The organism is bacterium (Candidatus Blackallbacteria) CG13_big_fil_rev_8_21_14_2_50_49_14 (genome assembly GCA_002783405.1).
In the GTDB taxonomy this organism is placed as follows: Bacteria; Cyanobacteriota; Sericytochromatia; order UBA7694; family UBA7694.
In genome coordinates this window covers 225,662-248,740 of record PFGG01000065.1, presented here as the reverse complement: position 1 = coordinate 248,740, position 23,079 = coordinate 225,662, and the positions used below count along the sequence as shown (strand labels likewise).

Genomic DNA, 23,079 nt, shown 5'->3' with positions numbered 1-23,079 from the left:
AAAGCACTGAAGGTTTGTAAAAAGCCAGGAGTGCCCAGGTGCGAAGAAGCCGCAAGGTTTGTCCGCATAAGGCCGACAGGGGAGAATACCCTGTAGTGGCGCATAAACCTTGTAGAAGGATCCCGTGCGCGGGATAGTTGGAACCAGATACAAGCCGCTAAGAGCGCTGAACGCTGAAAGTGGTTGAGGCACCTGAAATGGGAAGTTGCCTGGGGAAGACGAAGACTTCAAGAAGGAAAAGCGATACGAGAATTTGAATCGACTTCGAGGCTTGTGCCTTTTACAGGCTCAGCCTTGTAAATGAAACCCGGTAAGCACCTCCCCCCCCTATCGCTTACCGGGTTTTTTCATTTTGCCCAATTTACTTCCCCCCGGTTTATTTCCCCCTGGTTTGGGAGGCTCAGGCCTTCTTTGCGCAAAGCGTTCACGAATCTTTTCTGCGATTTCAGGAGCCACTTCCGGACGGGGTGGGGGTGGCGTCTGCGCTGATGCTTCAGGGCGACTGCTTGCCGGAGTTTGGGCCAGACGGGCTTTGAGTTCTGCCAGCTTTTCAGCGGTTTTCGCATTCCGTTCTGCTTCAACTGAGCGCGGAGCAGGGGGTGTGGGAGCTGCTTTTATTTGCGGCTTTAAGACTTCTGCTGGCGGTGCTTCTAAGCGCTGCTCTGGGTTCTGTAGCGCTGCCAATAAAGCAGGCCAGCCCAGTTTATTTAAGCGCCAGGCCATGGCGCGGTAGCCTTCGCCATAGGCCGGGTCAGGATCGGTTTGCATGCGTTCCAGCAAGACCCGTGCCAGGGCTGAATCTTCCTGCTGAAGTGCGTTCTGGCAAATCAAGGCCGAACCCAAATTACAAAAACCTTCAACTTCTTCATGGCTGAGATGACTCAGCGGGCGTTCATTGACCCAGACATGCAGCAGTTCATGTGCCAGAACCCCCATAAAGGCCACTTTGGGCAAGCCTTCAAGAATATGAATGCTGTGTTCGAGAATCAGGCCATAACCGGGAATATTGCGTTGGGCTGTGCGGGTATAACCATGAATATTGCCTGTGGCCGAAGCGCGCATGCGCTGGTTGATCAACTGCTGGTCTTCGTAGCGTTTGACTTGGATATAGTCTGGGATATAGTCAAAACCGACCGCGTGCATTTGGGCAATGACAGCCAGTTTTGCGGCTTGGGTAGCAGCAAACCCTTCAACCTGTTCAGCATGACAGCCAGCACATAGTAAACGGCCATCGCCTAAAATATGGGTGCCCCCTGCGGCGCTGGCATAAATCAGGCGGGCACAGACATTGCATTGACCTGTGGGGCCTTCGGGGTGCTCTGGGTGCGCCTTCTGCCCCCAGCTGTCCTGAAGATAGGGCCCTTCAATCGCTTGCTGACACAGGCTGCAGACCAAATTGTGAAGTTTTTGATAGCACTCTGGGTGGTAACGGCCCTGCGCGTCTTTGTGATAGGTCCCTTGAATGGCCTGACCACAGGCTGTGCATTTGGGAACAAAGAGTTTTTCATGGCAAGCTGGATGGTAAAGTTTGTCGCCACGCGGCACAAAGGTTTTTTCAAGCGGTTTTTTGCAGCTGTCGCAGATATAACATGGGGGGTGAAACTGTTTGCCTGCGGCACGAATGGCCTGTGGGCCCAGACGTTTGCCACAACGGGTGCAGAGATTGGGGGGCATTGGCATTGATTTTTTCCTCTTTTTTATTTTAGTGGCAGGGATTTTAAGCGGCAAGAGCGAACCTCTTGCTGGATTCAGCTTGAATGGAGTATTATCCGGCTCAGAATCAATCGACTATTTTTGGGCTGGAGCTGTGTGTGATTGCAAAATTATTTTTCTCGCTTTTGATCCTCGGACTCTCAAGTTCGCCTGTGGAAGCTGCTGAGTCTTCTCCCTCTCCTGCTTCGGGAGCGGTGGTGGAAATCAATCTGGGCTCTTTATTGGGCAAGATGAATCCCTATCAGGAAACTTTTTCAACCCTCTATGGCGTGCTCAAAGAATTGAGCCATGACCCCGATAAGGTGACGAGCTATACCGCGGATTTACCCCATGAGGTGCATGTGGGGGATGAGCTTGAATTTACCATTTCTCAGGTTGATGATGAGGCCACACTTGTCTTTGATGGCATTACCCAAACCTTGAAAATGAATCAGCCCCCCTGGCGCAAGGTCGTCAAAGTACGCCGTGAAGGTGAAAATTTGGTGCTTTTCAGTATTGGTCAGGGCATGATCAATCCTCAAACCTGGCGTGGCAATCTGGTGGTGCGCAATCTGACCAAAAATGAAGAGTTGATCGACCACCATCCCTCAGGCAACGATTACCTTGCTCCGGGCCGTCGCCGGATTTATCTCTTCAAGTTCAAAGCCCGCCAGCGTATTTTTGGGGTCTTTTAAAGCGCGAAGCAGGCGGTTTCAATACACAGTTCTTGAGCAAACTGGGGGTCGGCTATTTGCGCGCTAAAACTGCCGTCTGCCTGAGGGGTGACAGTTTCCTGATGAAGCAGGGTTTGATTGCGTTTCAGCTGCAGATAGAGTTTTTCCAATTTGAAATTCAGTTGGCCAGTAATTTTCAGAATATTGTCAGCGCTGCGTTCCCAGCTGATTTTAATTGTGCCATTGGCCACTTGGCTGCTGGCACTGCCCTTGCTCAGGTTGATGCCTTGAAAATTGCTCCATTGCAGACTACAAGCGCTTGTACTGATGCAAAATAAGCCCAATATTCCGCCTAGAAAAAGAGTGGTGGCTTTCATGGGGTGAGGGCCTGGGGTTTCAGGATTTCTATGCGTTCATCGAGAATTTCGCCAAATTGTTCCACCAGAAACAGCCACATTTCATAATCGGGCATGAAAACCGTGATTTCATGCCCCTGTTGTTCGAGGGTATCGAGCAGATCGGCAACCTGATCACAGCGATCCATAAACATTTCAAGCCCGGCTTCAAATTTGGGCAGATGATAGGGCAAAATTTGCTTGCTCAGGGCAATACTTGCTTCTTTGACTTCAGCGATTTCAGCTTTGATACGTGTATCGAGGGATTTGAAAATTTCTGAAACGCGCAGCGCTTCATCCAATAAAGCCAGCCGCAGTTGCAGGGGTTTCAGATTGAGATGCAGTTGCGCTGTTTCATGGGTTTTGTCTGTATCCAGGGCATCGAGCGCGGTTTGAAAACTATCACAGCTTTTTTTTAAAAACTGTTGATCTTTACTCAGTTTGAGCAAGTCAGCTGGGTCGAGAGAGGCCTTGATCGTCGGGGCCTGTTGGTAGCTTGCGACCAGACCTGCAATCGCAGCTTCGAGTTGATCATAGTGATGATCAAGCTCCAGGCTTGTGTTGTGAAGCATTTGCACGGTCATGGGCTTCCTTGTGTCTGAATTTGGACTATGCTCAGTATTTCATGTTTTTTAGCTTTCGCAAAAAATATTTTTGAAACCCGCTCTTGGCCTCAATTTTTCTGATTGTCTTAATTTTATTTTAAATTAAATTTAGTTAAATCTTGACATTTAAAGTCGGGAGCTGTAAGATGATTTACATGAGCTTCGGAAAACAAATGAAGAAGCGTCGCAGAACAGCTGATGAAAATCAGCTGGAAAGCCTGAGAGGGGCGGCAGCGCGTGCCTGTTCCTGGCAAGGAGACGAGCCAGGTGACTTACACGACCAGCCATGCCAACTCTGGATCTGAACAAAGCCTTGAAGTCGTAGAAACGGCACGAAGGTCATTTTCTGGAAGCAGAGAAAAGCGGATCGAGAGGAGAAATCCCTGAGAGGTCAACACCCAAGAGGGTCAAGGTTTGAGCGCAAGCTCAGACACACACGCTGTGTGGAAAAACCGCTGAAGTCCCGGCCAGCAATGGCAAAAGGACAAGAGTGGCAGACGCCGGTAACGGGGGTCGATACACAGAGTGGGTAAAACCCTGAAGGGGCAACTGTAAGAGGGTCACTGGCCGCAAGGCAAAGGACATCTTTGGATTGCAAAGCACTGAAGGCTTGAAAAAAGTCAGGAGTGCCCAGTCGAGAAGGGGCCGCAAGGTTTGTTCCCGAAAAGCCAAAGATGGGGAATCCCCTGAAACAGGGCAAGAACCTTGTAGAAGGATCCCGTGCGCGGGATAGTTGGAACCAGATACAAGCCGCTCAGAGCGAGCTTCCCGCAAGGGCAAGTGAACGCTGCAAGTGGTTGAGGCGCCTGAAACGGAGAGCCGCCTGGTGAATACGAAGACTTCAGGAAGGGCAGCGACGCGGAAATTCTCGTTTTCTCGAGGCTCATCGCCTTTTTCAGGCTGAGAACTTTTCAGAGGAATTGAGCATGTCCCTGCTTTCTCTGCCCCCCTCTCCTTTTTCTTCAGATTTTACGCAATGGCAGGAATTGCTGGAACAATTGCGTTTTTTGCCCCCCAAAGAGTTTCTTTTGCTCTGGTATTGGCTGCTGGCCTGTTTAACCGAAGAGGCCTCCACTTCTCCACCCAGCCGACGTTCCCGACGTTTACTTCAGAAACGTCAGGAACTCTGGCATCTGTTTGCAAACAAAAGCCTAAGTGAGTTTGAGGAATTGCAAGAACTCTTGCCCTTGGAAGGGGTTTTGCTTTTGCTGGGGCGTGACCTGCAGGTCTGGAAAGATCCCACGGTTTGGCAGCCTGCTTTGCCCAGGCTTTATCCCTGTTCTTTGCTGATTTTACAGCTGGCCCCCATGATTCGTATGGTTCCCGATTGGAGCCGCTCTTTAAAGCAGCTGCTTTTGCGTTTGGCGATTCAATGGCTGGAGTCTGTGGCTGGAGCAGAAATTCAGTTGGAATTGCTGGGGGAGCTAACCCAGATAGCCCAGGGCCTGGGCTTGCAAACCCAAGCCGAGCTTTTGCTTGAAGAAATGGCTGTCTTGCTTAGCCAAAGTCCTTTACAGAATCAGGCTGGTTTGGCTTTTGATTTGGGCTTGGTTTGGCTGCGCTCTGGCTATGCACGGCCTGCCCGTTTTGCTTTAAAACGTTGGAAAGAAACCTTTCCTCACCTTTCTCAAGAGGCCCAGCGTGTCGAATTGGAACGCATGCTGTTTCAGCTCAATTATTTAGAGCTTGAGACCGTTCAAGGGCCCTTGGATCGCTTCAGTCTTTTACAGGCCTGGGTGCGTGAATTGGGCAGCAAGTACCAGGGCCTGACTGAAGAGTCTGAGAATGGCCTTTTGCGCTTAACCAAGCTGGTCGCAGGTTGGCAATGGCCTGTGGAGCAAAATTGGCTTGTTGATTTAAAGCTTGAAGATTTGTCCCCGGTTCAGCGTGCTGTTTATCTGGGGTATCGCGAGGCCCTGGGGGATCAGGACGCCGCGCGGGCTTTGCTTGCCGAGCTGCCAGTTTGGTTGGCGCGTTGGGGCGAGGCTTCGGCTGCCCCTCTGTTTCGCGAGTATTGGTTTTGCAGCCATGAGTTGAGAGGCGAGGCCAAAGCCTTGCTTTTGCATTTGCAGACCGCGACCCATCTGCTGAAACACAGTTCGGGCAAACGTTACCAGGCGCGGCGACGCCAGATTCTTGCCTGGGGTTTCAGTTTGATCCAGCCGCTGACGGTTTCTGAATTGAAGCGTCAGCAAAAATCGCTTTTGAAAGCGCTCTCGCAAGGACGCAAGTGGATTCTTCAAGACAGCCCGGTTGCTGCACAGGCTTTAATGGCCACTTTGGAAAATGCTTTGCAGGAAGCGCAGGATTGGGCGCTGGCCCAAGAAATGCGTACAGAAAGTCCCTGGGAACTGCGTGATTGGGTCGCTGCTGTTTTGGCCCTGCCTGCGCAGGAGCTGAGTTCAGAGCATGTGAAGCTTTTGGTTGCGTTTTTACAGGCCCGTCTGCCGGGTTGGGGGCATTGGATTTTGTGTTTGGAAATGGCGCAGGGCTTGCTGCCCCATCTGCCTTGGCATGAGGTCAAGCCCTATTGGCAGGCTCTGTTTACGGATTGGGATACCCTTGAGGCCTACCAGCCCTTGCAGGCCCTTTCTGCACTGGGACTGGCGCTGGCCCAGCACCCTCCCCCTGAACAGGAGGCTTGGTTTGCTGAACTGAAGCAGCGTGTTGAAATGATTGCGCCTGAATGGCGGGCCGATGCCTTGGGGGCCGTCGGGCATACCCAGATCTGGGCCGGTCAACTGGCCGCTGGCTTTGCCACTTTGCGCGAAATCACGCCCGTGCAGGCTCAACTTGCCTCGTTTTTACGCTTGGGGACGGTTTTGCGGGAGTCCAATCAATGGGCGCGCTATCCTGAAGTGATGGTTGAAATTTTGGCGTGCGCCCGACGTCAAACCGATCCACTCAGCCAATGGCAGGGATTTTTAGGCGTTGCTCTGGTGGCTTGGGCGCGTGCCGATTATTCTGCGGGCTTAAAGGCCATGCGAGACGGGATTGAGCAGTTCTTAAGCCAGGCGTGAGCGTGCTTCTTCCAGCCAGACAGGTGCCGTACTGCCGATCGGAAAGGCTGCTACCAATTCCTGCCAAAGATTTTGGGCTGCGTTAATTTGGCCCTGATCGTGTAAAAAACAGGCCCAATAATAGCGAACATCAGGCGAGGGGTATTGGGCCAGCAGATATTCAAACAGAGGTTTTGCTTTTTCGTTGCTGCCTTGAGCCGCGTAGCTGCGGGCCAGCAGTAAGCGCACTTTGGCCGGTGAGTAATCCGAAAGGGCCCGGATTTTGTTCAGGGCTTCCTGGGCCTGGCTGAATTCCCGTGCCTGAAAAGCAGCTTCTGCCAGTTTATACAGCAGTTCGGGGTCGTCTTCACAGGGGCCCTTTAAGCAGGCGCGCAAATGGTTGAGGGCTTCAAGGGGTTGGCCCGACTGAAGGCAGATTTCCGCTTGTTTTTCCAGACTGCGAATTTCAGGAATTTTGCGGTAATTTTCACGTTCGCTCTGAATTTCTTTTTCACTGGGCCGGTAGCGCAAGGGGTTGGGATTGGTTCTGCGCGGTGAGCCCCAATGGGGGAAGACCTCTGCCAGCAAATAAATCAGTGAGCCAATCAGCGGAAAAACCAGAATCAACCAGATCCAGTTGCGTGAAGTGCATTTGCCACGCAGGCAATGCACAGCGCAGGCAATTTGGAGTCCGACAATCAAGGCACCATAAAGCAACATCATTCTCTCCATCAAAACTGAGCTGTTTGGATTTTAGCTTAAACTTCTGAAACTTTCAAAATATTTTTTAATAGTTAATAACAATTAAAATTAAAAAAATAAACGATTTTGACTTTTATTGTTTCTCTGTCAGACTGAAATCAAATCCATTTTCAGGAGGCAAGCACATGTGGAAAGCGGTTGGTTTTGTAGCTGAGTTAGAAAGCAAAGGGCGAATTCTGGTGCGCGAGGGCACCCGTCAAATTGCTGTATTTATGAGCCAGGGGGAAGTTTACGCGCTCGACAACCGTTGCCCCCATGAGGGCTATCCTTTGCTGCAAGGCGCCTTGAATGCAGCCCAGTGTAGTTTGACCTGCCATTGGCACAATTGGAAATTTGACTTAAAAAATGGCAAGGCCTTGGTGGGGCAGGACAGCGTGCGCACCTACCCGGCCCGAATAGAAGCAGGGCAGGTTTGGCTCGACTTCAGCCCCCCTGATCGTGCACAACGCGAAACGCAGTTGAAAGAAAATCTACGCCAAGCCTTTGAAAAAAGACAATACGGGCGTTTATCGCGGGAATTGGCGCGGCTTGATTTTGAAGGCTTTGATCCGGTGCTGAGCTTGCGTGATGCCATCTTTTGGAGTCATGCACATTTGGAATTTGGCTTTGGCCATGCCTATGCGGCGGCAGCGGATTGGATTCAACTTGCCGATCGCTCAGAAAAACAGGCGGATCGTCTGATTGCCTTGACAGAAGCACTTGATCATTTGGCTTTGGATGTTTTGCGCGAACCCGTTTTCCCGTATTCTCAGGCGCGCAGCCCCTATGCGTCTCAGGCCCTGCAGAAGGCCCTTGAAAATGAAGAGGAAGCCCAGGCCCAGGCCTTGCTGAATGATGCCTTGGCCCGTGGCCTGCATTTTGCTGAACTTGAAGAGACCTTGGCAGAATTTGCACTCAGCCACTATCTGGATTTTGGTCACAGTCTGATCTATCTCTTGAAAACCCGAGAATTGATTCAACGCTTGGGTTCAGAGCTTGAAGGGCCTTTGCTCAAAGCGCTTGTGCGTTCCCTTTGTTTTGCTACCCGAGAAGAGCTTTTGCCAGCGTTTCGTGCCTATGCACCTGCCTTGGCAAAGCTTCAGGCTTTGCCTGAATGGGGCTCTCAAGCTTCTCCGCCTGAACCTGAGGCCTTGCTCGGGGCTTCCCCCAAAGCAGCCTTTGAATGGCTGTTTGAAAGCGCCAAGCTTTATCGTCCGGAGGCGATTTATCAAAGCCTTTTGGCTGCCAATGCCCACAGTCTGCTGTCTTTTGACCTGCGTTTTCAGGCCGCGACTGAGAATCCTGTCAGTGAAAATATGGGTTGGCTGGATTTAACCCATGCTCTGACCTTTGCCCAGGCCGTACATCAAATCTGTCGCGCCTGGCCACAACTCTGGCCCCAGGGTTTGTTGCAACTGGCTGCCTTTTATGGCCGCAATACCCCCTATCTCACCCAAGAGAACCGTTCAGAGGCCTGGTTCGTGGCTGATCCTGAACGCTTTTGGGCAGAAACCGATCAGCTTCTCTTGGATCATGGTCTGGGGGTTCCGATTTTTTCGGCCCATCTGCTCAAAACCTCTCAAGCCCTGCGTTCAGAATATGCTGCGCTCGACCCACGTTTTCAAGCCGAATTGCTGGCGGGTTTGAACCGCTTTCTGCATAGCCCAATCAAGCAGCGCCATGCCCGGCGCACGGCTTTGCAAAGTTTGGCTTTGGTCGGCAAGGATATTGTTTGAAGCAGGTACTTCTTGTTCTGGATCAAGATTTGTCTTTGTTGTAGATCAAGTTTTGCGTTCAGGGGCTGTGTCAGAATGAACGCAGATTGATTTGCCTGAAGGAGCGCTTTTTGTATGACAGTTCAGATTTTATCTCCGGGGGAAGATTTACAGGGCTTGGACCTGACCGGGCTCTGTGACCATCTTGAAGATACCCACCATGCCTATATCCGTGGGCAGGGCCCTGTGATTTTGGAGCAATTGAAGCGTTTGAGCAAGCAAGATCAGCAATGGGCACCTTTGATGGAGCTTTTTTGTGGTCTCTACTCCGATTTATTGATGCATTTGCAAAAAGAAGAACAGGTGCTTTTTCCCTATTGTCGGCAATTGCTTGAAACCCAGGAACCCGTAGAAATGCACTGTGGCACCGTGGCCCATCCGATTCGGGTGATGGTCTATGAGCATGACAGCGCAGAGCAGATGCTGGGACTGATGCGCAAACTCACCCAGGATTATGTACAAACTGAAAATCAAGCCTTGATGCAGGCACTACAAGCTTTTGATGCTGATCTTTGCCAACATATGTACAAAGAAAATGAAATTCTCTTTCCCCGTGCCCTGGAGCGGGAGCGTTTTGTAAACGCTGCTGAATAGGTTTTAGGCCAGGCTGCGGCGAAAACGCAGCACGCTGACGACAATCAGCACCAGGCCGAAGAGAATGACCGGAATGACATGCTGCCAGAGGGCTTCCAGCCCCACACCGCGCAGCACGATGCCGCGCAGAATTTCTACGAAATAGGTAAGTGGGATCAGCAGGCCCAGGCTGGAAATCAGCCAGGGCATGGATTCGCGTGGAAAAATAAAACCTGAGAGCATCATCGAGGGTAAAAAGACCAGCAGGGTGAACTGCAGGGCCTGCACCTGGTTTTGTGATACCGTCGAGATCAAGAGGCCGATGCCCAGCGAAGCCAAAATAAAAAACACAGAAAGCCCCATCAGCAAAGCCAAACTTCCGGCAATGGGCACGCCAAAGAGAAAGACCATCAGCCCAATCACCATCAGCATATTGAGCAGGCCAATCAGGAAATAGGGGCTGAGTTTTCCCAAAATGACCTGGGCTGGATTCACGGGCGTGACAATCAATTGTTCAAGGGTGCCCTTTTCCCGTTCACGCACAATCGAAAAGGCAGTCAGCATCACGGTCACCAATTGCATGATCACCCCCAGCAGCCCTGGAATCATAAAATTACGGCTTTTCAGCTCGGGGTTAAACAGGGTTTTGGGCCGGATTTCAACGGCTTCGCGAAAGCTGGCTCCACTGCCCAAAACCCGGCGCATGCGCTCTTGCAGCACCTTGATCGAGTTGAGTTGGCCAATGCTGCGTGAGAGGTTCAGGGCCTGGTTGGCGACTGTGGAGTTGGAACCATCGACCAGAACCAAAACATCTGCGGGCTGATTGCGCAGCAGTTTGCGTGAATAATCGGGGGGAATAATCAGACCGACCCAGGCCTTGCCCATCAGCAGGGCCTGGGTCACCTCGTGTTCAGAATGGGCAGTGGCAACCTGGTCAAAATAGCCGGTATTGGTAAAGTTTTTGATCAACTCCCGACTGGCCTGGCGCTGATCCTGATCCCAGATAATCGTTTTCATATGCTGCACGTCCATATTGATGGCAAAGCCAAACAGCGTCAGCTGCATAACGGGAATCATAAACATCATGGCCAGGGTCAGACGGTCGCGGCGAATATGCAGCCATTCCTTGATAAAGATCGCAAATATTTTATGCATGGCGTTGCCTGTCGGCTTCCCGGGTCAGATCGAGAAAAACATCTTCAAGACTGGGCCGGATTTCACGCCATTCGATCTCCTGCAAACCCTCGGCCTCAAGAAAGCCGATCAGTTCGGCCTCCGTCAGGCTGTTTTGAATCAGCAGGTGCAGGCTTTGACCAAAAAAAGTGACATCGCGCAGGTCGGAGCGGGCTTGCAGCAGGTTATAGGCTTTCATGATCGGTTCGCCACTGATCTCGATTCTGCGCCACCCCGTTTCGGGGGTGGCATGCTGGTTTTTTAAGCTTTCAGGCTGGCCTGAAACAATCAGATTGGAGAGATAAATATAGCCGATTTGACTGCAACGTTCGGCTTCATCCATATAGTGGGTTGAAACGAAGAGGGTTTTGCCCGCACTGGCCAGGGTAAAGAGCAAATCCCAAAGCTCCCGCCGGGCGACAGGGTCAATCCCTGCTGTCGGCTCATCGAGAAAAATCAGGTCGGGGTTGTGCAGCAGCGAGCAGGCCAGCCCCAGTCGCTGTTTCCAACCCCCGGAAAGATGGGCTGCCAATTGTTGCTCGCGCCCGCTTAAATGGGTAAGTTCCAGTACTTCCCGTTTGCGTTGCGGAGCCTGGGGGCCTGTTACCCCATAGACAGCGGCAAAAAATTCAAGATTTTCGCGCACGCTTAAGTCTTCATATAGGCTGAACTTTTGCGACATATAGCCAATTCTGGGGCGAATTTGTTTGGCCTGGGTGCGAATATTGAAACCCAGTACCGAGGCTTCTCCCCCACTGGGGGGTAAAATCCCGCAGAGCATGCGCATGGTGGTGGATTTGCCTGAGCCATTGGGGCCTAAAAAGCCAAATATTTCGCCACGTTTGACCTTCAGGCTCAGTTGGTTGACCACGGTGGTCTCACCATAGCGCTTGGTCAATTCCTGCATTTCAATCGCGTATTCACTCATATGGGGGCTTTTCCCAATGCACATCGACGGGCATGCCCGCAAAAAGTTTAGGCTCTGACTGCCTGACAGCAACTTTGATGGCAAAAACCTGATGAATCCGTTCTTCGCGGGTTTGAATATTGCGGGGAGTAAATTCAGCTGTGGCTGAAATATACACCACCTGGCCTGCAAAACTTTGCTTGGGCCAGGCATCGACGCGCAGCCAAACCTTTTGATTGAGTTGAACTTGCTTGAGTTCAAGGGGCGAAAGATAGACCTTGACCCATAAATCTTCGGGATCCAGCAGGGTGAGTACGGGGCTGCCTGCGCTCACCAGTTCACCCTGTTCTGCGCCCAAGACACTTAAAAGACAGGAGCAGGGTGAGAGAATACTGGCCTCCTGTAAACGCACGCGCAATTGCTCGGCCTGGGCCTGAATCTGTTTGAGATTGGCTTCTGCGACCTGGATTTCCTGAGGGCGAACCCCATTTTGCAATTTATTCAGTTGGGCTCTTTGCTGGCGGGCTTGTTGGCTGGCAATGGCGATTTCCTCACTGCGGCTGCCTTCCAGAACCAATTCCTGATTCTTTTGGGCCTGAAGCAGACCGCTTTGTGCTGATTGCAGGGCTTGGCGGGCTTGATCCAGTTTTTGGCTGGGAACCGCTGAATGGGCCACCAGTTCAGCCAGACGGGCATATTCTTTTTCAGCCAGTTCTACCTGGCTTAAACGGTTGGCGACTTCAGCCCCTGCCCGTTCTTTTTCTGCCCGCCGGCTGCCGCTCTTGAGTTCACTGACGCGCAATTCTGCGGCCTGCAAAGCGGCTTGGGCGCCCTGAATATCTTCAGTGCGTGCGCCTGCTTTGAGCAGTGACACCTGGGCGCGTGCTGCTTTTTCCTGGGCCTGAACCTGTTGGGTTTGGGCTTCCAGTTCGCGGGCATCAAAACGCATCAACACCTGATTTTTTTTCAGCAACTGGCCTTCTTTTGCCAAAACCTGGGTGACACGCCCCCCCAGACGTGAGGCCAGATCAATCGGGGTGGACTCAAGGGTGCCCGAGGCGATCAGGCCCCTTTCTGCAGCCTCAGGATGGGTATAATTCCAGCCTGTCCAGCAGGCCGTGCCCACAAGCAGAAGGATCAGGGGAATCAAGGGCTTCTTCATGTTTTGGGCTCCGGGGCCAGCCCCTGAACCAGGGTTTGCAGGGTCTGTTGAATATCCTGCTCTTCAGGTTCCTGCTGTTCTGGAAAAAGCAGCACGCGCGAGATGATCAGCCCCATGACATTGGAGAGAATCAGTCGCAGACAGGAACTAAACGCCATTTCACGGATCTCGCCACGGGCTTGAAAAGCTTTCAATTGGGCTTCGAGAGTGGGCTGCAGGTGTTTTTGAAACTGTTCTTTCAGGCTCTCAAAGAGTTCAGGGTGCAGCCAGATTTCCTGTAATATCAGGCGCAGCAGGCGGTGGTGCTGGCGCACGAAGGCCAGGCGTTCGCGCAGGAGGGCTTCCAATAATTCTTTTAAATGATGGTATTCCTGCGTCAAAATGGCTTGAATCCGGCGAACGCTTAGGGGAAAAAAGAATTCAAGCAGCAGGGGGCGGGCCAATTGCAAAAGCAGTTCTTTTTTATTGCGGAAATGCTTAAAAATAAGCCCTTCGGCGACACCTGCCTGCTTGGCGATCGCACCTGTTGAGGTGGCAGCATAGCCTTTTTCGGCAAAAAGCTCGAGGGCGGCATTGAGAATGCGTTTTTGTCCGGGCGTCAGCTGTGCAAAATCTGGGTAGAGATTTTCGAGTTCAGCTGAAAAATCGGGCAGGGGGGTCTCTGTTTTGGCTGGCATGTTTCAACCCATGGCTTCTAGAGGTGAGTGATTAATCACTAAGATACTCAGGCTGATTATTCTTTGTCAAGCGCAGGGCAGGAACTGTGCTTGACAATGTAGGCACATGATAAGCTAATCATGTGTATTTGAAAGGTTTTTATGCATTTTGGGAGGCGGGATGGCTTACGATAAAATCAAATGGCATCTTCAAGCAGATTATCCTAAGGACTTGCCAGCTGAAAATGCAGGAACGCATATTGGTATGTTCTTGGCCTGGTGTTTTGGACAGGGGTGGGCGGGAGCTCTTCATCTTGAAAATTCACCTGAGGCTGTTGCAGGGGTGATCAAGGGAGAACTTTCGGGGCGGAAGTTTTTAGAAGCTTATTGTGAGGGTGTTTTTACTGAAGAAGATCTCAACGCAGAGGGCAACGCCTTTGCGCATGTCTACTATGAATCAGAGCATTATCTTGAGGATTTTCAAGCTCTGTTTGCTGACTACCCAACGCTTTACCATGTCACTGACGATCAGCAAAATATTCAGGTGCTGGCAAAGAGACTTGCCAAGCGTTACCGAAAGTGGAGCCAGCGACAAAAAACTAAAAAAGCAGAGTCGCAGAGTTTGGTTGAGCAGGGTTCTGCAGTGGGTATTCTTGATCGGCTTACGGGGGAATGGAGCTTTACCCAGCCAGATTTTCGTTTGGGGCCTCAAACCACCCCAGAACGGTTTTTAGCTTCTGAGGTGGGGAAAAGAGCTGTGCTTGAGGTGGACAATCCTCCTTGGAGAACTTGGCGGCTTGAGGTTTCTCCTCACTTGGGGGAAATGGTTGTGAATTTGAGCGTTTGTTTTAAGGGCGATAAGCCTGATATGCTCACGATCAGATTTGAAGACCCCGATCCAATTGAGGACCCCTGGGGTGGAAATCAGGCCCGAATCAAGCTGCTTGAAAAAGCCTGGTTGAGGCAGATTTTGGCTGAAACCCGTGAATTTGACTGGGGGTTTATTTCTGACTCTCCAGGGGGTGGGATTTATGTGCGTTATCTTTGAGGACTAAAAATGTGCAATGAAATAGGGTTGCTTGAACCTTGCTGAGCACAGAACCAGAGGGTGAAGCCACAAACAGTACCTGCTTTTGCCAAAACATTTCGTCAGAAACGGATGTTTTTGAAGTGAGGTTCCTGCGATTGCTGCGGCCCAGGTTTGATTGATCCGCTCTCGGATTTGGGGTAGACTGTTGCGGGTCTCAACAACTGCAAAAGGATGGGTGCAAAAATGTTTGGAAAATTAGCCGCAGATGCCTTGGGCATCAGTGATATTGGCAGTGTCATCAGTCCCGAAGATTTTAATAAAACGGATTCTGATGATTATGTGATGCATGAGGAAGGCGAAAAAATCTACTTCCTGATCAAATCCAAATCCGATGAATATTGTTTTACCAATCTGGCTTTGATTCATCTCGATGGCACCAGTGCGGTGAGTAAAAAGCGTACTTTGCGCCGTCTCAGCTATGCGCATTATCCGCTCAGCCATGTTTTGCTCGAAACCGCAGGCACGATTGATTTGGATATTGAAATCAAATTTGTAATGGGTGAAAAAAGCTATTCTATTGATGTCAATAAAAAACAGATTGAGCTTTTGAAAGACCTGTATAAATCTCTGCTTAAAATTGCTGAAATTCAGTATGAAAATGAACGCTATCAAGCATTCGGGCATAAGAGTTTAGAGGTGGCAACGACAACCCTGGGCCGGGTGAACAAGGCTGAAATCAATTTGCAGGAACAGTTCGATGCGGTCAATCAATACAGTTTCAACTGGCTCAAGCAAATGCACAAGACCTATGTGCGCAAAGATTTTGGTGAAGTATTTGAGCTCTTTTTAAGCAAATAAATCGGTTTGAAAATTTTGAAAAAGGCGCTTAAGCTTGCTTAAGGGCTTTTTTCTTGTTCTTTTTCTTGTCTTTTTTCTTGCCTGATTTTTTATCTTTGCTTTTTTCAGCTTTGGGTTTATAGGCTTTGAGCTCTTCATCGGGGGCCTCACGCAGCAGACTGACCAAGGGGGATATTTCGACGGCCGGTGTGACCTGGGGTTGCGGTTCGGGGGCTTCCGGCGGGGCACTGAAGCCTGTCGGCTGCCAAAGCTGGAGCATGGTTTGCAGGCTGCGTTTAATTGCGCGCGGCAAGGGTTCGGGCTCCAGGAGTGCCCAGTGCAATAGACAGCCCTGCAAACTCTGATAGAGTTGTTGGGCGCGGGGCTTGCTGGGGCCCGTGCTGAGCAGTTCGGCAATCGCTGCGGCTTTTAAACTGTTTTCAAGTTCCTGAATCAGAGTTTGGGCTTGCAAAACAACAGCCTCTCGAAATTCAGGATCGTGAAGATCGGTTTGCAAAAAACTTAAATGGTGATTCAAAATCTGGGGCGTTTGAAATTCCTGATACAGGTTTTGGCAAGCCAGATAAAGTGCATTCAAGGGGTTGCGCTGTTGGCTGCGGGCCTGGCTAAAGACCTGGGGGATCTCTTCTTGGCGGGCCCGTAAAAGGGTGAGCAGAAGCCCGCGCTTGGAGCCAAAACGCTGCATCAAGGTGCCTGGCACCAGACCCACTTTTTGGCCCACGGCTTCGAGGGTCAGCTGTTGGGGGCCGAATTCAGCCAATACGGAACGTGCCGCCTGAAGAATATCTGAATTTGAAATGCGTTGTGGTCTGGCCATGCGCTGATTATAACAGTAAATGAATGATGATTCAATTTTGATGCTTAACCAAAGGGTTCTAATTTACCTTTTGAATAAAATTTCAATCTCCCGTGGCTGATGCAAATGCAGAATCAAGGGGCCGGTCTGTTCCTTTGCCCGTTCTTGATAGCGCAGACGTTGACGGGCATGTACCTTGAGGATCCAGAGCAAAAGTGAATCGCGGCTGAAAAATGTCATGCGCAGGGATTCATAATTGCCATTGCAGCAGGCTTCTTTCAGAAAATACCTGTACAAACAACGTTTCAGCGCCCGTTTTAAAACCAGGTCTTTTTCAAAATCCAACCAAATCACGACCTGGGCCTGTGGCCAGCTGAGATCCTGGGTTCGCTCGTAGTTCCCGGCGAGAACCCAGGCTGGGGTATCCACAATCTGGCGCACGCTTTCCCGCAATTCCTCGCTGGAGCGCATTTGCCAACCTGGCAACCAATTCAGCTCATCGAGATCAAATGCTGGCAGTTCAAGATGCTTGCCAAGTCTTTGGGCAAGTGTTGATTTGCCACTGTTGCTGGGCCCCACGATCATAATGCGTTGTGGTTTGAGCTCTGGCCACCAGGCTGGCAGACTGCTGGGATGGCGTAAACGGAGGGACATGATTTCTTTTGACTGTTCCTAGATTTTTATTGAGAAGATGCGTTTGTCAGCACCAGGGTTCCCTTGTGGAGGACTTTCATTTTTGATAACTGCGCCGCACGAAGGCCGATACCACCAGAAAGAGCGGCAGACCCAGCAGGAATCCTTCTCCTTTGAGACTCTCACCCAAGAGCATTTGCATGCCCAGCCAGGAACCTGGCACCCACAGGAAACGGGGACGTTTGATAACTTCTTCTGCCCAAATATACAGCAGCAGTCCTGCTCCCAGCAAAATAAAGCCTGCTCTCCAGTTTTTCTGAGAGAGAAAATGGTTGCTGAAGAACAAGCAAAACAGACTCATGGCGACAGCCAGACCGCGTACAAGTTGACTTCCGGCAGCCTGAATGCTCATGCGTTTTTCTCCACGGATTTGATATGCTGGTGATTAAAACAGCATAGGTCTCAGGTCGTCTTTTGTCCAACTTAGCAATGCGTGTCTTTACCATTGATGCTGATCAGGCCCAGGAACCACTTGAGGAATTTCTGGCCCGACAGTTCGATCTGCCCTATCTCAAAATTCGGGAGTGGATTCAGAAGGGCCATGTGCGCGTGGATGGAGAACTGGGCAAGGCACGGCGTTGGTTGAAGCCTGGTCAGCAGGTTCTCGTGGAGCCCCCAGCTCTTCTGCCCCATGCCGCCCTGCCAGAGGCTTTGTCTTTGCCGATCCGTTACCAGGATGCCGATCTGATTGTGGTCGCCAAACCGGCAGGCATGGCGACGCATCCTGGGCCTGGCTGGTGGCGGGGCAGCTGTGTCAATGCGCTCTTGTCAGCCGTTCAGGATTGGCCGGGAATCGGGGGCGTGGCGGGGCCTGGTATTGTGCACCGTCTGGATCGCGACACCAGTGGCCTTTTGGTCTTTGCGAAATCAGAATTTGCGCATAAGCGTTTATTAGCGGCTTCTCAGGCCCGGCAGTTTCAACGCCTTTATCTGGCTTGGGTTGAGGGGGAACTGGCTGGTTCGGGCACGATTGAGCAGCCCCTGGCCCGCGATCCTGCGTCTCCCCAGCGTGTGGTGGTCAGCCCCCAGGGTAAATGGGCACTGACCCATTACCAAGTGCTCTTGGGCAACCCTGAGCGCAGCCTTTTGCTCTTGCGCCTTGAAACGGGGCGAACCCATCAGATTCGGGTGCATCTTGCGCATCTCGGACATCCGCTCTGGGGAGATGCTGTCTATGGGCGGGGAGGAGGATTTTTGGCCTTGCATGCCTGGCGGCTCAGTTTTCAACATCCAAGAAATGGGCAAATGCTGGCGTTTGAAGAATCTTTGCCCGCCTATTGGGAGCCCTCAGAAGCGCTTCTGTCGATCTTGAGTTCAATCGCTTAAGCCGTTATAATACGAGTCTGTTCTGTCACGTTATCTTGAAAAACTGGAGTTTTTGCCCATGTCTTCACGTGTTTTGCTGTTTTCGAGTCTGGCCTTGAGTACCCTGATGTGTGCGTGCCAAAGCGCTGTGGGAACCTTGCCCTCAGCCCGTCTCAATCAGGCATCAACACGATCGAAAGCCAGTTTGAACCGCGTGGCCATTCGGGTGCAAAACCCTCAGCAAACTGTTTTACCCGGTGAAATTGTGCTGCGTTATCAGCCTGGGGTGGCGGCTCAAAGCCGTGACTTGACCTTGCAAAGCCTGGGCTTGCAACGTGTGCGCAGTTTGGGCAACCCGGAATTGGGGCTGGAATTGGTGAAACTGCGTCAGGGTGAAAATACGGCAGCTGCTCTGCAGGCACTCTCCAAAAATCCGCAGATAGCCTATGCTGAACCCAATTACGTGGTTTCAATTCCACGTATTCAACCCCATGAAGTTTTGCCGCCCTTTCAAGGCCAGGCACTTTATCCCAATGACCCGATGTACAATCAGCAGTATGCACACCGTGTCAGCAGTTCAGAGGCCGGTTGGCGCAAACAAAAGGGCAGTGAAAAAGTCGCGATTGCGATTATTGATACCGGGGTCGATTTGCAGCATCCTGATTTGGCTGCCAAGATCCTGCCCGGCTATGATGCCGTTGATAAAGACGATCAGGCCCTGGATGGACATGGACATGGCACCCACTGCGCAGGCATTGCTGCCGCCATCACGAATAACGAAGTGGGAGTCGCCGGTTTTGCCCCCCAGGTGGGCATTATTCCTGTGCGGGTTTTAGACAATAATGGCAGTGGCAGTTCAGCTGATGTCGCTGAGGGCATTCTCTGGGCTGCCGACCATGGTGCCCAGGTGATCAGCATGAGTTTGGGCTCTTACAGTGAGTCTCAAGCCAAGGAAGACGCCGTTAAATATGCTTTGAACCATGAAATTGTCGTGGTTGCCGCGATGGGCAATGATGGCAATAAACGTAAAATTTATCCAGCAGCTCAACCCGGTGTGATTGCGGTGGGATCCACAGATTCACGCGATAAACGTTCTTATTTCTCAAATTATGGCAGTTGGATTTCGGTTTCTGCGCCTGGTTCCAGTATTCTTTCGACCTTTCCCACCTACGGTGGAGAGGGCATGAAAGATTATGGCTCCATTTCAGGAACGTCCATGGCCACGCCTGCGGTGGCCGGGGTCGCGGCGATGATTCGCTCAGAGTTCCCCAATTTCAAGGCCAAAGAGGTAAGAGCACAGCTTGAGTGGGGTACCGATGATCTGGGTACGCCGGGTTATGATGAATTCTATGGGCATGGACGTATCAACCTCGCCAAAGCCCTCACCCGGCGTCCTTAAACGGTTTAAACTTTGTTGCGGCCGGTGGTTCCAATATTGAAACCACCTTTGCTGCTACTACCTTTGGCTTTCTTGGCACCTGCTGCCGGGCGGCTGCCAAAGCCTACACCGGGGCTGCGGCTGAGATTGCGCCCTGCTTTTTTGTCGGGGCGGGCTTCATTCAGTTTCAAGGCCTGGCCTTTGAGCTCTTTGCCTTGTAAACCGTTCAATGCGGCCTGAACTTCGGCTGCGCTGGACATTTCAATAAAACCAAAGCCTTTGGATTTGCCTTCTTCATTTTGGGTAATGGTGACGTTGACCACTTTGCCAAAGGCACTGGCGGCCTGGTTCAGATCTTCTTCAGTTACCGACTCTGATAAATTGCCTACAAATAGTTTCATCTGTGTTCTCCTGCGCTTTTGGGTACGGGAATGATTAAGATCATATCTTAGCAGACCGTGAAGCAAAGGGGGAGATGACCAGGCTCTTTGTTATAACTTTCTTTCAGGTTCTTTTCAGTGCCTTGAATTGAGCGAACAGGATGCATCGAAAACTTTGTGATATAATGCCCCTCAGGCCAATGCTTTGATTTGCAAAAAAAGGAGTGACTGTTCCATGGGAATCCTTGACCGAATTTCTACTGTACTGAAAGCCAATATTAACGATTTGATCGATAAAGCTGAAGATCCTGAAAAAATGCTCAAGCAGCTGATGATTGATATGGAAAAAGATCTGATCGAAGTGCGCAAAGAAGTCGCCCTTGCGATTCAGACAGAAAAACGCCTGCACCAGCAATATACACAAAATGAAAACCAAGCCGTAGGCTGGGAAGAAAAAGCGACCCTGGCTTTAAAAAGTGGCCGCGAAGATTTGGCCCGCGAAGCTCTGCAGCGCCGCAATACCTATCAGCAGACAGCTGTTGGGTTTCAATCTCAATGGGAAACCCAAAACAAGAACGTGGAAATGCTCAAGGGGCAACTCAGCCAGCTTGAAAGCAAAATGAATGAAGCCCGGATTAAAAAAGATTTGTTGATTGCCCGCAGCCGCCAGGCCAAGGCCCAGCAGCAGATTTCCAAAACCATGGGAAAAATTGGCGAAAGCCGTGCTCTATCTGCTTTTTCTCGGCTCGAAGACAAGGTTATGGAACAGGAAGCCCTGGCTTCTGCCTATGGCGATCTGAATCTCTTGGGGCCTGGAGCCGGTATTGAAGATGAGTTCGCAAAATTGAGCGCCAGTTCTGGCGTCGATGATGACCTTGCTGCTCTGAAAGCCAAGCTGAACGCTGGCGATTAACTGACCCAGTGCCTATGAATGCTTTTTTCAGGCTGACCCACGCGCTTGGTGTGGGCAGCCTGTTCTTTCTTTTGAGCGCTGCTCAGTCACCGCCCTCAGAGAATCAGCAAGCCCACGAACGTTTTTGCCGTGCAACCGCTTTGTCGTTTATGTCAGGGCGCAGCGGGGATCTTTTCTTTTTCCCACGCAAATACAGTTTTGTGACCTTTGATTCGGGAGACTACTCCCACGATGGTTTCAGCCATGTTTTGGAAAAAGGCCAGGAGTCCCATGTTAAGCATGGCGGTAGCAGCCATGGTTCGGTTTGGGATTATGATATTGATATCCCCCTGGCGCTCTATGGGCCTGGTTTTATTCAGGCGGGGAAAAAGATTGCCCGCCCGGCCACACAACAGGATATCGTGCCCACTTTGGCCCAGTTGATTGGGGCTGTTCCCCCCGAAGATGCCCGCCATGGCAGCGTTTTAAAAGAAGCCTTAAAGCCCACTTCCCGAAAACCCAAGGCGATTCTGACCCTGGTCTTTGATCAGGGCGGCTGGGCCTATTACCGTGCGCATCCTCAAGCGCATCCCTTTCTGGATAGCTTAATGGCCGCAGGTACGCTCTATACCCAGGCCCAGGTGACACATCTTGATTCAGAAACCAGTGTGGGGCATATTGCGATTGGGACAGGAGCCTATCCCTATCAGCATGGCATTGTCTCCAATAGTTTTTTTCTGGCGTCTTTGGGCAAACGCTCCAGTCTTTTGGGGCCTGATCGTTCCCCGATTTTTATCAACAGCCCCAGTCTGGCTGATGTTTGGGATTTGCAAACGGCCAATCGCGCGATTATTTTCAGCTATGCCTATGCCGATCGGGCGGCGATTGGAATGGCGGGGCATGGCGCAATGTATGCCGGTGGCGATAAAGACCTTGTGATTTACTATGACTCAAAAACAGGGTTGCCCACGACCCATTCCCGTTATTATCAAGTGCCTGATTATCTCAAAGACCACCAGATCAAACCCTATCTGGATGCGGTTGTGAATGCCCAAGGCCTTTGGCATGAACACCAAGTGAATAATTTGGAAGACGTCAATAAAACCCCTGCTCAAGCCCGCTATGACGCAGATCTTTTCTTGAAAATGCTGGCACATGAGCCCGTGGGTGAAGATCAGATTACCGATTTGCTCTTTCTGACGCTGAAATCTTCCGATGCCTGTGGCCATGCCTTTGGCATGGAAACCGTAGAGTGCGGCGAGGTTTTGGCTGAACAGGATCGACAGGCCCGCCGGATTGTGGAAGCACTTGAGAAAAAACTGGGGAAAGATAATTTCGTCGTGGTTTTAAGCGCCGATCACGGGGGGGCTCCTCTGGCCGAGCTTTCAGGCGGGCACCGGATTTCTGCAAATCCATTAAAAGCAGCTTTGAACAAAGCACTCGATACCCTTGATAATGGCGTGCCGCTTGTGCAAGATTTAACCGCTTCTCAGATTTATCTTGAAGAGAATGAGTTGCGACGCAATGGCAAAAGCTTTGAAGATGTACGCCAATTTCTTTTGAACTACCGCGTTGGGGGAGAACCTGTTTTTAGAGAGGTTCTCACCCGCGAGGAAGTTGTTAGGGAGCAATTGAAAATGGGGCTTTACTGATTACCAGCTGATGGGGTTGCGATCCCGGAAAAATTTTCCACTGGGTCCATTTTCGGGGAGCTTGGTCAGCCAGACGGCGGTATCTGCTCCCTGGGCTACTGAGCGGTTGGCTTGTGCACCGCCCATATCTGTTTTGACCCATCCTGGGCACATGGCGTTGACCAAAATCGGTTCACCCTGGAGTTCTGCTGCTAAAATCCGGGTCAGGGCATTCAAAGACGTTTTTGAAATTCGATAGGCGGTATATCCCCCGCCCATTTCACTGAGTTGCCCCATGCCGCTTGAGAGATTCACAATCCGGCCATAGCCTCTTTTTTTCATCAGTGGGATCAGGGCCTGACAGAGCATCAGCGGGCCATAGAGATTGGTTTCGAGGGTTTCCTGCAGAGTTTGGATTTCGACTTGAAAAATACTGGCCTGATTGCGTTGAGCATCGAGCAGAACGCCTGCGTTATTCACCAGGATATCCACACCCCCATATTCTTTTTCAAGCCATTGCGCCAAATTTGCAATATCTTGGGCTGAGGTGGTTTCCAGTTGAAAAGGGGTTACTTTCAGGCCTTCTTCTGCCAGCTTTTGGGCGGCTGACTGGGCTTTTTCAAGCGTGCGGCTGGTTAAAATCACCTGCGTATCTGAATCCTGTGCCAGCTGACGACAAATTTCCAAGCCTATTCCGCGATTTCCACCCGTGACCACCGCAATTTTTTTGTCTGTCATTTTTTTTATCCTTTGTAATTGCTTTT

General features: G+C 51.1%; 23 protein-coding genes. 10 read left to right on the top strand and 13 right to left on the bottom strand.

All coding sequences use genetic code 11. From position 1 onward, the window contains the following. Positions 1–327 precede the first annotated feature (327 nt). Complete coding sequence (locus tag COW20_18025; protein ID PIW46140.1) at positions 328–1,680, bottom strand: hypothetical protein; 1,353 nt, start codon at positions 1,678–1,680, stop codon at positions 328–330. 77 nt (positions 1,681–1,757) lie between these two features. Here COW20_18025 and COW20_18020 point away from each other — a divergent pair, with 77 nt between their 5' ends. Next, positions 1,758–2,387 carry a hypothetical protein gene (locus COW20_18020; GenBank protein ID PIW46139.1) on the top strand — a complete coding sequence of 210 codons (630 nt, stop codon included), beginning with the start codon at positions 1,758–1,760 and terminating at the stop codon, positions 2,385–2,387. On the opposite strand, the gene COW20_18015 is transcribed toward COW20_18020, so the two are convergent. After that, entirely contained in the window at positions 2,384–2,743 is a 360-nt protein-coding gene (locus tag COW20_18015) for a hypothetical protein (protein ID PIW46138.1), read from the bottom strand. The two genes, COW20_18020 and COW20_18015, sit on opposite strands and share 4 nt — an antisense overlap. After that, entirely contained in the window at positions 2,740–3,345 is a 606-nt protein-coding gene (locus tag COW20_18010; protein ID PIW46137.1) for a hypothetical protein, read from the bottom strand. The genes COW20_18015 and COW20_18010 overlap by 4 nt, the downstream gene beginning before the upstream one ends. A 947-nt stretch (positions 3,346–4,292) precedes the next feature. Between COW20_18010 and COW20_18005 the strand changes: the two genes are divergently transcribed. After that, positions 4,293–6,386 carry a hypothetical protein gene (locus COW20_18005; GenBank protein ID PIW46136.1) on the top strand — a complete coding sequence of 698 codons (2,094 nt, stop codon included), beginning with the start codon at positions 4,293–4,295 and terminating at the stop codon, positions 6,384–6,386. On the opposite strand, the gene COW20_18000 is transcribed toward COW20_18005, so the two are convergent. Next, positions 6,372–7,097, bottom strand: a complete 726-nt coding sequence (locus tag COW20_18000; protein ID PIW46135.1) for a hypothetical protein — start codon at positions 7,095–7,097, stop codon at positions 6,372–6,374. The two genes, COW20_18005 and COW20_18000, sit on opposite strands and share 15 nt — an antisense overlap. Positions 7,098–7,252: 155 nt before the next feature. On the opposite strand from COW20_18000, the gene COW20_17995 reads away from it, so the two are divergent. Further along, a complete protein-coding gene (locus COW20_17995; protein ID PIW46134.1) occupies positions 7,253–8,842 on the top strand; it encodes a hypothetical protein in 1,590 nt (529 codons plus the stop codon). Positions 8,843–8,956: 114 nt separating this feature from the next. Beyond that, positions 8,957–9,475 carry a hypothetical protein gene (locus COW20_17990; GenBank protein ID PIW46133.1) on the top strand — a complete coding sequence of 173 codons (519 nt, stop codon included), beginning with the start codon at positions 8,957–8,959 and terminating at the stop codon, positions 9,473–9,475. Positions 9,476–9,478: 3 nt separating this feature from the next. Here COW20_17990 and COW20_17985 read toward each other — a convergent pair whose 3' ends face one another. Genes COW20_17985 through COW20_17970 form a run of 4 tightly spaced genes read right to left on the bottom strand, consistent with a single transcriptional unit; the run spans position 9,479 to position 13,373 of the window. Continuing rightward, positions 9,479–10,609, bottom strand: a complete 1,131-nt coding sequence (locus COW20_17985) for an ABC transporter permease (protein PIW46132.1) — start codon at positions 10,607–10,609, stop codon at positions 9,479–9,481. Then, positions 10,602–11,555: a multidrug ABC transporter ATP-binding protein gene (locus tag COW20_17980; protein ID PIW46131.1), complete on the bottom strand. Its 954-nt coding sequence runs from the start codon at positions 11,553–11,555 to the stop codon at positions 10,602–10,604. Before COW20_17980 ends, COW20_17985 begins: the two co-directional genes overlap by 8 nt. Continuing rightward, on the bottom strand, positions 11,548–12,696 hold the full coding sequence (locus COW20_17975) for a hypothetical protein (protein PIW46130.1): 1,149 nt from the start codon (positions 12,694–12,696) through the stop codon (positions 11,548–11,550). Before COW20_17975 ends, COW20_17980 begins: the two co-directional genes overlap by 8 nt. Then, positions 12,693–13,373 (bottom strand): TetR family transcriptional regulator, encoded by a 681-nt coding sequence (locus COW20_17970; GenBank protein ID PIW46129.1) that lies wholly within the window; start codon positions 13,371–13,373, stop codon positions 12,693–12,695. Before COW20_17970 ends, COW20_17975 begins: the two co-directional genes overlap by 4 nt. Before the next feature lie 160 nt (positions 13,374–13,533). Between COW20_17970 and COW20_17965 the strand changes: the two genes are divergently transcribed. Then, positions 13,534–14,400: a hypothetical protein gene (locus COW20_17965; protein PIW46128.1), complete on the top strand. Its 867-nt coding sequence runs from the start codon at positions 13,534–13,536 to the stop codon at positions 14,398–14,400. A gap of 225 nt (positions 14,401–14,625) precedes the next feature. Beyond that, positions 14,626–15,240, top strand: a complete 615-nt coding sequence (locus tag COW20_17960) for a hypothetical protein (GenBank protein ID PIW46127.1) — start codon at positions 14,626–14,628, stop codon at positions 15,238–15,240. A 28-nt stretch (positions 15,241–15,268) separates the two neighbouring features. Here the strand turns inward: COW20_17960 and COW20_17955 are convergent, their stop codons facing one another. From COW20_17955 to COW20_17945, 3 genes are all read right to left on the bottom strand, one after another. Beyond that, positions 15,269–16,057 (bottom strand): hypothetical protein, encoded by a 789-nt coding sequence (locus tag COW20_17955; GenBank protein ID PIW46126.1) that lies wholly within the window; start codon positions 16,055–16,057, stop codon positions 15,269–15,271. A gap of 63 nt (positions 16,058–16,120) precedes the next feature. Further along, entirely contained in the window at positions 16,121–16,690 is a 570-nt protein-coding gene (locus COW20_17950; GenBank protein PIW46125.1) for a hypothetical protein, read from the bottom strand. 76 nt (positions 16,691–16,766) lie between these two features. Further along, positions 16,767–17,081: a hypothetical protein gene (locus COW20_17945; GenBank protein PIW46124.1), complete on the bottom strand. Its 315-nt coding sequence runs from the start codon at positions 17,079–17,081 to the stop codon at positions 16,767–16,769. A gap of 77 nt (positions 17,082–17,158) precedes the next feature. Here COW20_17945 and COW20_17940 point away from each other — a divergent pair, with 77 nt between their 5' ends. Together COW20_17940 and COW20_17935 are read left to right on the top strand one after the other, a co-directional pair. Further along, positions 17,159–18,055 carry an RluA family pseudouridine synthase gene (locus COW20_17940; protein ID PIW46123.1) on the top strand — a complete coding sequence of 299 codons (897 nt, stop codon included), beginning with the start codon at positions 17,159–17,161 and terminating at the stop codon, positions 18,053–18,055. A gap of 58 nt (positions 18,056–18,113) precedes the next feature. After that, entirely contained in the window at positions 18,114–19,433 is a 1,320-nt protein-coding gene (locus tag COW20_17935) for a peptidase S8 (GenBank protein ID PIW46122.1), read from the top strand. A 5-nt stretch (positions 19,434–19,438) separates the two neighbouring features. Here COW20_17935 and COW20_17930 read toward each other — a convergent pair whose 3' ends face one another. Then, positions 19,439–19,813 carry an RNA-binding protein gene (locus COW20_17930; GenBank protein PIW46121.1) on the bottom strand — a complete coding sequence of 125 codons (375 nt, stop codon included), beginning with the start codon at positions 19,811–19,813 and terminating at the stop codon, positions 19,439–19,441. Between the two features lie 214 nt (positions 19,814–20,027). Here COW20_17930 and COW20_17925 point away from each other — a divergent pair, with 214 nt between their 5' ends. Together COW20_17925 and COW20_17920 are read left to right on the top strand one after the other, a co-directional pair. Beyond that, on the top strand, positions 20,028–20,705 hold the full coding sequence (locus COW20_17925) for a hypothetical protein (GenBank protein ID PIW46120.1): 678 nt from the start codon (positions 20,028–20,030) through the stop codon (positions 20,703–20,705). Positions 20,706–20,719: 14 nt separating this feature from the next. Then, positions 20,720–22,336, top strand: a complete 1,617-nt coding sequence (locus COW20_17920) for a hypothetical protein (GenBank protein ID PIW46119.1) — start codon at positions 20,720–20,722, stop codon at positions 22,334–22,336. Here the strand turns inward: COW20_17920 and COW20_17915 are convergent, their stop codons facing one another. Next, on the bottom strand, positions 22,337–23,053 hold the full coding sequence (locus COW20_17915; GenBank protein PIW46118.1) for a short-chain dehydrogenase: 717 nt from the start codon (positions 23,051–23,053) through the stop codon (positions 22,337–22,339). Positions 23,054–23,079: the final 26 nt, after the last annotated feature.